The sequence below is a fragment of the Cedecea sp. AS113 genome (assembly GCF_037152415.1).
In the GTDB taxonomy this organism is placed as follows: domain Bacteria; phylum Pseudomonadota; class Gammaproteobacteria; order Enterobacterales; family Enterobacteriaceae; genus Cedecea.
This window is the reverse complement of sequence record NZ_JBBCMI010000008.1, coordinates 120,631-132,410: the sequence shown is the minus strand read 5'-3', so window position 1 is coordinate 132,410 and position 11,780 is coordinate 120,631. Positions and strand designations below refer to the sequence as shown.

The 11,780-nt window shown below is 57.5% G+C and carries 7 protein-coding genes; 3 read left to right on the top strand and 4 right to left on the bottom strand.

Annotated elements, in window-relative coordinates; translation table 11 throughout:
* Window positions 1-22: 22 nt before the first annotated feature.
* Window positions 23-904: a LysR family transcriptional regulator gene (locus tag WFN87_RS11800; RefSeq protein ID WP_336982914.1), complete on the bottom strand. Its 882-nt coding sequence runs from the start codon at window positions 902-904 to the stop codon at window positions 23-25.
* A 100-nt stretch (window positions 905-1,004) separates the two neighbouring features.
* Here WFN87_RS11800 and WFN87_RS11795 point away from each other — a divergent pair, with 100 nt between their 5' ends.
* Complete coding sequence (locus tag WFN87_RS11795; protein ID WP_008454730.1) at window positions 1,005-1,535, top strand: NAD(P)H-dependent oxidoreductase; 531 nt, start codon at window positions 1,005-1,007, stop codon at window positions 1,533-1,535.
* Window positions 1,536-1,678: 143 nt separating this feature from the next.
* On the opposite strand, the gene treC is transcribed toward WFN87_RS11795, so the two are convergent.
* From treC to treR, 3 genes are all read right to left on the bottom strand, one after another.
* Window positions 1,679-3,337, bottom strand: a complete 1,659-nt coding sequence (gene treC, locus WFN87_RS11790; protein ID WP_336982915.1) for an alpha,alpha-phosphotrehalase — start codon at window positions 3,335-3,337, stop codon at window positions 1,679-1,681.
* Between the two features lie 198 nt (window positions 3,338-3,535).
* On the bottom strand, window positions 3,536-4,954 hold the full coding sequence (gene treB, locus WFN87_RS11785; RefSeq protein WP_008454726.1) for a PTS trehalose transporter subunit IIBC: 1,419 nt from the start codon (window positions 4,952-4,954) through the stop codon (window positions 3,536-3,538).
* A gap of 120 nt (window positions 4,955-5,074) precedes the next feature.
* Window positions 5,075-6,022 carry a trehalose operon repressor TreR gene (treR, locus tag WFN87_RS11780; protein ID WP_008454725.1) on the bottom strand — a complete coding sequence of 316 codons (948 nt, stop codon included), beginning with the start codon at window positions 6,020-6,022 and terminating at the stop codon, window positions 5,075-5,077.
* Window positions 6,023-6,520: 498 nt separating this feature from the next.
* Here treR and mgtA point away from each other — a divergent pair, with 498 nt between their 5' ends.
* The gene (gene mgtA / locus WFN87_RS11775; protein ID WP_166995046.1) at window positions 6,521-9,238 is read left to right on the top strand and encodes a magnesium-translocating P-type ATPase; all 2,718 of its coding nucleotides are present in this window, start codon (window positions 6,521-6,523) and stop codon (window positions 9,236-9,238) included.
* A 114-nt stretch (window positions 9,239-9,352) separates the two neighbouring features.
* Window positions 9,353-11,743 carry a beta-N-acetylhexosaminidase gene (locus WFN87_RS11770; protein WP_336982916.1) on the top strand — a complete coding sequence of 797 codons (2,391 nt, stop codon included), beginning with the start codon at window positions 9,353-9,355 and terminating at the stop codon, window positions 11,741-11,743.
* Window positions 11,744-11,780 lie beyond the last annotated feature (37 nt).

Here is an 11,780-nt window from a genome sequence, read left to right as displayed (position 1 = left end):
GGCGTTGTCTATGGGAGGGAAATTATCCGATTAATTTTTCGTATAAATATTCTACAAACACCCGAGTCTTTGGCGGGATTTTTCCTCCGGCATACTTCACCCAGAGCTGCTGCGGCTCGGGGGCTGAACCCTGCAAAATCGGCACTAACTTGCCTTCGGTGATGGGACGGGTGAGATACCAGTCGGCGAGATAAACGATCCCCATGCCGGACAGCGCGGCATCCATCAGAGAATCCGGCGAGGTGGAGATAAACCAGGCTGAAGGCTCATCAAACAGCGTTTCGTTATTCATCCATTGCTGAAGGCGCCCGGTGCCGGAGTTGCGGTGGATGAGGCAGCGATGCTTCGCGAGATCTTCTGGCGTTTGTGGCGTTCCGTGTTGAGCTAAATAGGCCGGTGACGCCGCCGTAATCATTTTCGAGGTATACAGCTCGCGCGCCACCACGCGGTTATCTCTTACCGTGCGGTGGCCGATGGCCACGTCAATGCGCTCGCCAATGAGGTTGACGCTGCGGGCTTCCATCGACATCTCAAAGCGAATCAGCGGATAGCGCCGCTGGAATTCGGCCAGGATCGGCATCAGGCAGTGGCGGCCAAAGCCAGGGATCACGCTGACGCGCAGCAGCCCCGAAGGTTCCGCCCCCGGATTAACCAGCGCCTGGTTCAGCGCCTGCCACAGCGGAGCAACCTCTTCACGCAGCGCAGTCCCTTCTTCAGTCAGCACCACAAAGTGCGTATTGCGCACAAAGAGCATGATGCCCAGCCGCAGTTCAAGCTGACGTATGCTTTTGCTCACCGCCGCGGGCGTAATACCCAGCTGACGAGCTGCCTCGGAAAAACTCTGGCAGTCTGCCGCCGCCAGAAAAGCGGGAATGAGCCGATGAACGTCAGCGGAAAGCATCATACTTGTAACCTTTGGTTGAAACAGATGTGCCATGTTATGGACTACAGGTAAGCCCTGTCATCTGAAAAGATAGCCTCATCCCAAAAATGAGGTCTGAAAGATGAATAAAATATTAGTGCTGGCGGCACATCGTGCCCCTGAAGAATCCCGTATTAACCGCGCCGGCGTTACGGCCCTGAAAAGCATCGCAGGCGTCACCGTGCACGAACTTAAGCGTGAGTACCCGGATCATCAGATTGACGTTGAGCGTGAACAGGCGCTGCTGGTGGAACATGACGCGATTGTGCTGATGTTCCCGTTCTGGTGGTACAGCTCCCCGGCGATCCTCAAAGACTGGCAGGATCAGGTGCTAACCTTTGGCTTTGCCTACGGGACTAACGGGACCGCGCTGCACGGCAAAAAGCTGATGGTCATGACGTCGACGGGCGGCCAGGCGGAGGCTTATCGTGCAGAAGGTGCTAACCGCTACACGGTGGAAGAGTTGCTGCTGCCGTTCCACGCGATGGCGAATAAGACCGGTATGATCTGGCAGGCACCTGCGCTTATTCAGGGGGCGAATACGATTACGGAAGCGCTGATCGACGAAGGCGTTAACGGCTGGCTGAGCCGGGTTCAGGCGCTAAAAGGGTGATTTCCCCTCACCCCGGCCCTCTCCCCAAAGGGGCGAGGGGGCAAACAACGGGGTAAAGCAGTACTCAATCTATTCCCTCTCCCTTTCAGGGAGAGGGGTAGGGTGAGGGTCAGAAGCGACATTGGGGGTTGTCAGTAATCAGACTAACGCTTAATCCAGTACACCGCCTCAAACGGCCTCAGGCTCATCTCCGCAGGTTTAGGGGCGGCATCAGCGTAGTTACTCATCAGTACTTCCCATTCACCTTCGTGCCCTTCCAGCTGCAGCCATTGCGCCTCTGCGCTAAGGTTTGCGGCAACTACCACCGTCTGGCCTTCATGTTGGCGGCTGTAGCTCCACACCAGCGGGTGCTCCGGCAGCAGATCCTGATAATTCCCCCAGGTCAGCACCGGCTCGGCCTTACGCAGCTTGATCAACTGCTGGTAGGTATAGAAGACCGACTCTTTGTCCTCCAGCGCCGCTGCGGCGTTGACCGTCTGGTAGTTATCGCACAGGCCAATCCACGGCGTGCCTTCGCTAAAGCCGGCATTACTGCCCGCATCCCACTGCATCGGCGTGCGGCTGTTGTCGCGTGACTTACTGGCAAGAATAGCCATCAGCGTGTTGCTGTCGCGTCCAAGGGTTCGCAGCTCGGCAAACATATTCAGGCTTTCCACGTCGCGGTACTGATCGATGCTGGAGAAATGCGGATTGGTCATCCCAATCTCTTCCCCCTGATAGATGTACGGCGTGCCTTGCATGCCGTGCAGCACCATCGCCAGCATCTTCGCGGAGGTGGTTCGCAGCTCGCCTTCGTGACCAAAACGGGAAACTATGCGCGGCTGGTCGTGGTTACACCAGAACAACGCGTTCCATGCCACGTTGTGCATACCCTGCTGCCAGTGGTTGAAGATTGACTTCAGCTCCACGTAGTCAGGTTTTGCCAGCGTCCATTTCTCACCGCCAGGATAATCCACCTTGAGGTGATGGAAGTTAAAGGTCATCGACAGCTCGCTGCCGTCGAGAGCGCCATATTTCTGGCAGTTATCCAGCGAGGTGGAGGACATCTCGCCGACGGTCATCAGGCCGAGCGGCTTAAAGGCATCGCGGCTGAATTCCCGCAGGTACTCGTGAACCCGTGGGCCATCGGTGTAAAAACGACGCCCATCCCCGCCGTGCACGTCATTCGGGAACGTCTGGTCTTTTGACACCAGGTTAATTACGTCGAGGCGCAGGCCGTCTACGCCGCGGTTGGCCCAGAACTCGCAAACCTGCTTCAGCTCGGCGCGAACCGTCGGGTTTTCCCAGTTAAGGTCTGCCTGCTCAGGCGCGAAAAGATGCAGATAGTATTGCCCGGTTTCCGCCTGCCACTGCCAGGCGTTGCCGCCAAACTTCGAACGCCAGTTATTCGGCAGAATATCCGGCGTGCCGTCGCGCCAGATATAGAACTCGCGGTACGGGCTGTGTTTATCCTGCGCCTGCTTGAACCAGTCGTGCTCCGTGGAGGTGTGGTTAAACACCATATCGAGCACCAGACGAATACCGCGCTGGTGGGCTTCGGCCACCAGCAAATCAAAATCTTCCAGCGTGCCGTAGGTCGGATCTATCGCGCAGTAGTCAGCGACGTCGTAGCCGTTATCTATCTGAGGCGACACATAAAACGGCGTCAGCCAAATGGCATCTACACCCAGCGTTTTGAGGTAATCCAGACGCTGAATCACGCCCTTCAGATCGCCGGTCCCGCTGCCGGTCGTGTCCTGGAAACTCTTCGGGTAAATCTGGTAGATGACGCCGTTCTGCCACCACGGAGGAGTGATATTCATAGCGAGTTCCTGCTAGCTGAAGGGGCGGAATTGCCCCATAAACTGATGACAAACTTCTGGCAGTAGAAAGAACCGTAAGTGCCATCAAAAATAAACAAGGAAAATCAACGGGCTGATTTTCAGCTGATAACCCACAAAGCGAGAAAAAGTCACTTTGCTCTGACGAAAAGGGGGCATTTCTGCCCCCGGTCTATCTCACTACACCACCAGCAGCGTGCCCTGGCGGAATTTACGCTTGTAGACGATGGAGGTCAGGATAATCGGCACAATCACCGCGATAACAATTGCAATGGCGTAGACGCCCCAGAACTTAGGCTGAATGGACAGGATGCCCGGCAGACCGCCGACGCCAATCCCGTTCGCCATCACGCCGTTCAGGCCGCACAGCAGGCCAGCCAGGCCGGAACCGACCATCGCGCACAACATCGGGAAGTGGTACTTCAGGTTGATCCCGTACATAGCCGGTTCGGTGACGCCGAGGTAGGCAGAAATGGCCGCCGGGACGGAGATTTCACGTTCATTCTGCTTGCGGCTACAGATAATGATGCCGACAACCGCAGAAGCCTGCGCGATGTTAGACAACGCAATCAGCGGCCAAACCGGTGTCCCGCCCAGGCTCTGGATCATCTGCATGTCGATGGCCAGCGTGGTCTGGTGAACGCCGGTAATCACCAATGGTGCATACAGGAAACCAAACAGCGCGGCGCCGATAGGGGCGAAGCTGCCGGTCATCAGGTGGCGAACCGCGAACGCCACGCCGTCGCCGATCATACGGCCAAACGGCCCGATGACGGTGTGCGCCAGGAAAACAGCCAGGATCAGCGAGCAAACCGGCACGATAACCAGATAAAGATAATCCGGCACGATACGCTTCATCCGAGTTTCGATGAAGCCGAGCGCCAGACCGGCCAGCAGCGCCGGGATAACCTGCGCCTGGTAACCGACTTTCTCAATAGTAAACCAGCCGAAGTTCCACACTTCCGGGATCTTGGTGCCCAGTTCGTAGGCGTTCATCAGCTGCGGGGAGACCAGCGTAACGCCCAGCACGATGCCGAGGATCGGCGTGCCGCCCATTTTCTTCACCGCAGACCAGCAAATGCCCACCGGCAGATAGAAGAAGATCGCCTCGCCAATCAGCCACAGGAAGTCATAGACGGTTTTCAGCGCCGGGTACATCTGGGCAAGGGTTTCCCCGTTGCTCATCGGCAGGTCGCCAATGACGTTACGGAAACCGAGGATCAGGCCTCCGCTGATCAGCGCAGGCAGCAGCGGGAAGAAGATCTCTGCGAAGTGGGAGATCAGCTGCTCGTGCCATTTCATGTTTTGACGCGCCGCCGTTTTGGCCTGCTCCTTGTCGGCGGAGTCCAGCCCGGTCGTGGCGATCAGCGCTTTGTAGTAATCATCCACATCGGTACCGATAACCACCTGGAACTGGCCGGCATTGGTAAAGCAGCCTTTCACCATGGGCAGATTTTCGATCTCTTTAGGATGGGCATTTTCGGGATGGTTCAGCACAAAACGCAGTCGGGTAATGCAGTGGCTGACGGTGGCGATATTCTCGCGCCCGCCAACCAGTTCGATCAGTTTGTCGATGTCTTGTTGTTTTACTTTGCTCATAAGTAACACCCTGGGTAGGAGGTAATGACCTGTTGTAAGGGTAGCCAGGTTTCTATTTTGCGAAAATGGGAACGTTCCCGAAACCGGGCGAAGATCACAAAATCCCGATCAGGGGCGGTTTTATTGCAGGTGACTAGGGATGACGATTTGCCGCAGCTGTTGGCCCTGAGAAATCTGCCCGATCAGTTGCAAAGCCGCGGCGCGACCGGCTTCGGCGTAGCCTGGGTCAACGGTAATGATTTCAGGATGCAAGAATTTCATCAGCGGCGTGTTCCCCACGCTCGCCAGTTGAATATCGCTGCGGTTTTGCTGCTGGAGATATTTGCTTGCGCCCAGCGCCAGGGTGTCAGTGGCGCAAAGCAGGGCGGTGGTTTTCGGGGTCAGAACTTCAACCACATGCTCGTAGCCCTGCTTCATGGCAAGGCCGGGCAGGGCGGCATTTGGAACGATATCGTGGTCACGGCAAAAAGCGAGATACGCCTGGTGGCGGCGGTAACCGGTGGTGACGTCGCCGTGCGGTACGCCAAGGAAGCTGATGTCCCGGTGACCCTGCTGATAAAGCGTGGACATCAGGATGTGAATAGAGCCTTCATCGTCATAACACACCGAAGCGAAGCCGCTGGCGTCTCGCGCCATCAGCACCAGCGTGGAACGCCATGGCTGCAGCACTTTCTCGTTGATGCCGGTGAAGCCAAACAGAATCACGCCGTCGATGTTGCGGCGGCGCAGCATGCCAAGATGCTCCTCAACCATCTCTGGTGAGAACTGGCTTTCCATCATGATCGGATCGTAGCCCTGCTCGTAAAGGCAAGGCAGCATGGTTTGCACCGCCAGATTTTCCGACAGGGAGTCCAGGCGGGTCACGATAATGGCGACGACTTTATCGCTTTGGCCCCGCATCGCGCGCGCCGAGCGGGAGGGGGAAAACTCATGCTGCTGCATTACCGCTTCAACCCGTTCCCGCGTGCGGGCGCTGACGCCGCTTTCATTGTTCAATACGCGAGAAACGGTAGATTTCCCCACGCCGCTCAGGCGGGCAATATCTTTGATGGTAAGGCGACTTTGCATGGTTGTTCTTTTCCCTGGCGGTCACGGTGCAAATTGGCTGGTTAGGCAATGGCGGCTAGCCCTGTTCCCTTTGGGACACGAATGCGGTGATTGTCACTCGTTTGCCACCAACCTGTAATCCGGATTATTTAGAATATACTTATCAGGAGTAAAGTTTTAACGCGCTATCCCGTTCCCGATATGGGCAAAATCTGGTTTACAGACGGTTTAGTTTTACGGGCGTAGTATACCTGGCATTCTCATTATGCCAGAAGGCGTAATGCTATTTTTCTTTCAACGCTACCGGAGATGACATGGAACCCGATCCCAGTCCTCACCCTGAAGTAACAGGAATTTTCCGGTAAGCCACAGGTTAACGCCCGCTGCCTTACCGGTTTTGTAAGGCAGTGACGACCGCTCTCTTTTACGTCCCTGCTTGTTGATGCTCTCCTGCCTGATGCAGCTTTGTTGCGCCTGCAGGAAACTTAGGTACCGCTCAAGACGGTGCTAAGGACGTTTATGCAATTCAAAAACCTCACACGCCAGCTGATGTCCCAGCTGAGCCGCCATCTGCCGCGCCGCCTGGTGCAGCGCGATCCTATGCCTGACGGGAAAGTGGTGGCGAAGGCCGCCGATATTCCGGCGACGCTGACCCAGGCCTGCCTGAAATATGCCGCCGCCAGCGAAGAGCAGCTCTACGTTGAGTTTGGCAGCCACCCGGAAGGGCTGGACGCTCGCGAAGTCGAAAAGGCGCGTGAAACCCACGGTCTGAACCAGATCCCGGCGCAGCAGCCCGCGCCGTGGTTTGTGCATCTCTGGGTTTGTTACCGCAACCCGTTCAACCTGCTGCTGACGGCGCTGGGGATTTTCTCCTACGCAACGGAAGATGATCTGTTTGGCGCCAGCGTCATCGCGCTGATGGTGGTCATTTCCACGCTGCTGAACTTCATCCAGGAAACCCGCTCCACCCGCGCGGCGGATGCGCTGAAGGCGATGGTTAGCAACACTGCGACCGTGCTGCGTGTGATCAACGAACAGGGTGAATATGCTTATGTCGAAGTTCCGCTGGACCAACTGGTGCCGGGGGATATCGTTAAGCTTGCCGCAGGTGACATGATCCCGGCGGATCTGCGCGTGATTCAGGCGCGTGACCTGTTTGTTGGCCAGGCGTCGCTGACCGGGGAATCTCTGCCGGTCGAGAAAGTTGCCGTCAGCCGCCAACATGACCAGCACAACCCGCTGGAGTGCGACAACCTCTGCTTTATGGGTACCAACGTGGTGAGCGGCACCGCGCTGGCGATGATTATCGCCACCGGCGGCAACACCTGGTTCGGCCAGCTTGCCGGGCGTGTCACCCAGCAGGAAAGCGAACCTAACGCCTTCCAGCGCGGGATCAGCCGCGTAAGCTGGCTGCTGATCCGCTTTATGCTGGTGATGGTGCCGGTGGTCCTGCTGATTAACGGCTTCACCAAGGGCGACTGGTGGGAAGCGGCGCTGTTCTCGCTCTCCGTTGCCGTCGGCCTGACGCCGGAAATGCTGCCTATGATTGTGACCTCCACGCTGGCGCGCGGGGCGGTCAAACTGTCGAAGCAAAAAGTCATTGTGAAACACCTGGATGCTATCCAGAACTTTGGCGCGATGGACATCCTGTGTACCGATAAAACCGGCACCCTGACCCAGGACCGCATCGTGCTGGAAACCCACACCGATATCTTCGGTGAGCAAAGCGATCGCGTGCTGCATACCGCCTGGCTGAACAGCCACTATCAAACCGGCCTGAAAAATCTGCTCGACGTGGCGGTACTGGAAGGCGTCGATGCCGATCACGCCCGCACGGCGGTTGCCCGCTGGCACAAAATAGATGAAATTCCTTTCGACTTTGACCGTCGCCGCATGTCGGTTGTGGTCTCCGAGCAGGCCGACGTGCATCAGCTAATCTGCAAAGGCGCGCTGCAGGAGATCCTCAACGTCTGTACCCACGTGCGCCACGGGGACGAAATTGTGCCGCTCAGTGAAGGGATGCTGGCGCGCATTCGCAGCGTAACCGACTCGCTAAACAGCCAGGGTCTGCGCGTGGTTGCCGTTGCCACCAAATTCCTGCCAGCCCGCAGCGCAGACTACAGCCGCGTGGATGAGTCCGACCTGATCCTCGAAGGCTACATTGCCTTCCTCGATCCGCCGAAAGAAACCACCGCTCCGGCGTTAAAAGCGCTGAAAGCCAGCGGCATCGCGGTGAAAATCCTGACCGGCGACAGCGAACTGGTCGCGGCGAAAGTATGCCGTGAAGTCGGTCTGGAAGTCGGCGACCTGATTATCGGCAGCGACATCGAAGAGATGAGCGATGACGAGCTGGCTCGTGTGGCGCTGCAAACCACGCTGTTTGCCCGCCTGACGCCGATGCACAAAGAGCGTATCGTTCGCCTGCTGCGCGGTGAAGGCCATGTGGTTGGCTTTATGGGCGACGGCATCAACGATGCTCCAGCGTTACGTGCGGCGGATATCGGTATTTCCGTTGATGGCGCGGTGGATATCGCCCGTGAAGCTGCCGACATCATCCTGCTGGAAAAAAGCCTGATGGTGCTGGAAGAGGGCGTGATTGAAGGCCGTCGTACCTTCGCCAACATGCTCAAGTACATCAAAATGACCGCCAGCTCCAACTTCGGCAACGTCTTCAGCGTGCTGGTGGCCAGTGCCTTCCTGCCGTTCCTGCCGATGCTGCCGATCCACTTACTGATTCAGAACCTGATGTACGATGTCTCGCAGGTCGCGATCCCGTTTGATAACGTCGATGATGAGCAAATCAAGCAGCCGCAGCGCTGGAATCCGGCCGACCTGGGCCGCTTTATGGTGTTCTTCGGGCCGCTCAGCTCCATCTTCGATATCGTGACCTTCGGCGTGATGTGGTGGATTTTCAAAGCCAATTCCCCGGAAGCGCAAACGCTGTTCCAGTCCGGCTGGTTCGTGGAAGGCCTGCTGTCGCAGACGCTGATTGTGCACATGATCCGTACCCGTCGCATTCCGTTCCTGCAAAGCCGTCCGGCCTGGCCGCTGATGGTGATGACGCTGCTGGTGATGGCGCTCGGGATTGCGCTGCCGTTCTCCCCGCTGGCGGAGTATCTCCACCTGCAGGCGCTGCCGCTGAGCTACTTCCCGCTGCTGGTGATCATCCTGGCAGGCTACATGATGCTGACTCAGGCGGTAAAAGGTTTCTATAGCCGCCGTTACGGCTGGCAGTAATCCAAATATTGGCGAGATGTGATCCACGTCTCGCCGCCGCCTTGCTGAAAAATCCTTCGCGTGATAACAGATTGTTTTTGCTGTTTTCTGGCCCGTCACGTGAAAGGATTATCCATGTTCAAATCGCTTCGTTTCAGCCTGCTGGCCGCAGGTATCGCCGTTGCCTGCCAGGCGCAGGCCGCTCCCGCAGGGGATCTCCCGCTAATGCCCTGGCCGCAGCAGGTCGAACTCCCGGCCACGCAGGGCAGCCTGCCGCTGACTAACGCCGTGTCTATTGCCATTAGCGGCGACAAGCTCGAAGGGGCTATTGACCGCTGGCGGCAGCGCATCAGCCTGCAAACCGGCTGGCAGCTTCAGCCTGCGGCTGCACAGCCGGCCAAACCCACGATTGCTATTCAAATTAAACAACCCGTTGATCCACTGCCTAAAGCTGACAGTGACGAAAGTTATGCCTTAAGCGTGACGGCGGACGGCGTGAAGCTCACTGCTAACACGCGATTTGGGGCAATGCGCGGCATGGAGACCTTGCTGCAGCTGATTCAAAATGGCCCGCAAAACACGTCGATTCCTTATGTCGAAATCAAAGATGTCCCGCGTTTCCCGTGGCGCGGGCTGCTGCTTGATTCGGCTCGCCACTTTATGCCGGTGAACGACATTCTCCGTCAGTTGGACGGGATGGCCGCCGCCAAGCTGAACGTCTTCCACTGGCACCTGACGGACGATCAGGGCTGGCGCTTTGCGTCGACGCATTATCCAAAGCTGCAGCAGCTGGCGAGCGACGGGCAGTTCTACACTCAGGCGCAAATGAAACAGGTGGTACGCTATGCCACCTCGCTGGGCATTCGCGTGGTGCCGGAAATCGACCTGCCGGGCCACGGTTCCGCGCTGGCTGTCGCTTACCCGGAGCTGATGAGCGCGCCGGGGCCTTACCAAATGGAGCGCAACTGGGGCGTTCTGAAGCCGCTGCTAAACCCGGCAAACGAAGCGGCCTACAAATTTGTTGATACGCTGATTGGCGAAGTTACAGCCATTTTCCCGGACAGTTACTTGCATATCGGCGGTGATGAGGTGGATGACAAGCAGTGGAAAGAAAACGCCGCCATCCAGCAATTTATGAAGCAGCACAACCTGGCGGACTCTCATGCGCTGCAAACGTACTTCAACCAGCGGCTGGAGAAGATCCTCGAGAAACATAAGCGCCAGATGATGGGCTGGGATGAGATTTATCACCCGGATCTGCCGAAGAACATTTTGATCCAGTCCTGGCAGGGGCAGGATTCGCTGGGGGCGATTGCGGCCAACGGCTACAAAGGCATTCTGTCCACGGGCTTTTACCTCGATCAGCCGCAGTCCACCGCCTACCACTACCGCAATGAAGTCCTGCCGGTTGGGCTAAACGGGGTGGATCACATCCGCGAGGCCGACAGCGCACAGAGCTGGTTCTTCAGCATGCCTCGCCTGAAAGGCAGTGCGGTAGAAGGCAGTTTTACGCTGGTGAAAAGTGACGGCGGCTGGCGCGGATTCATCGACTTCAAGGGCAAATCCCGCCGTGCAGTTCATGACGTAAAATGGCTGAACCCAACTCAGGTAACCTTTACGGTAGACACCTGGATGGGGGAAACGCGCCCGGTAGTCACGCTGGAAAACGACAAGCTTAATGGCTACTTCCTGGTGGGCAACGTGCGCTATCCGGCGACCGGGCAGAAGCTCGAGGGCATCCCGGATGGCAAACAGCCTGTGGTCCCAACCGAAGCGCAGATGAGCAATATCCTCGGCGGCGAAGCGGCGCTGTGGGCGGAAAACGTGATCTCCCCGCTGCTGGATATCAAGCTCTGGCCGCGGACTTTTGCCGTAGCCGAGCGGCTGTGGTCGGCTAAAGACGTCACAGACGTGGACAATATGTACCAGCGTATGCAGGTCATTGATGCCTGGTCCACGGTCTCCGTTGGCCTGCGTCAGCATACCGAGTCCGTTACACAGCTCACTCGCCTCGCAGGTACACCGGAGATCATGCCTCTGCAAATCCTCGCCCAGGCCATTGAGCCGGCGCAGTACTACACGCGCCAGCATCTGAAATTCCAGGCCGGGAATTACAACCACTTTGAGCCGCTGAACCGCTTTGCCGATGCGCTTGGGGCCGAAAGTGGGCAGGTCAGGGCGATTAACGGTTGGGTGGACAAACTGATTGCCGACAGGGAAGACGGGAACAGTGCGGAAGCGTTGCGCCATATCTTCACTCGCTGGCAGAACAACACCCCGGATGTATTGGCGCTGATCGACGGCAACTACGTGCTAAAACCGCTCAAGCCGGTTGCTGAAGACGTGGACAAGCTCGCCGGGCTGGGCTTAAGGCTGACGGATTTGGTGGCGAAGCAAGGTTCGCTCAGCGATGACGAGCTGAAGGCCATTCAGGCTCAGCTGGATGCTGCGGCGCAGACTCGTGATGAAGTGGTGATTGCGGCGGTGTATCCGCTGGAGAAACTGCTGCGGGCTGCCGTGAAGTAAGAAAGAAATGGCCCCGTGAAAGCGGGGCCAGAAGCAA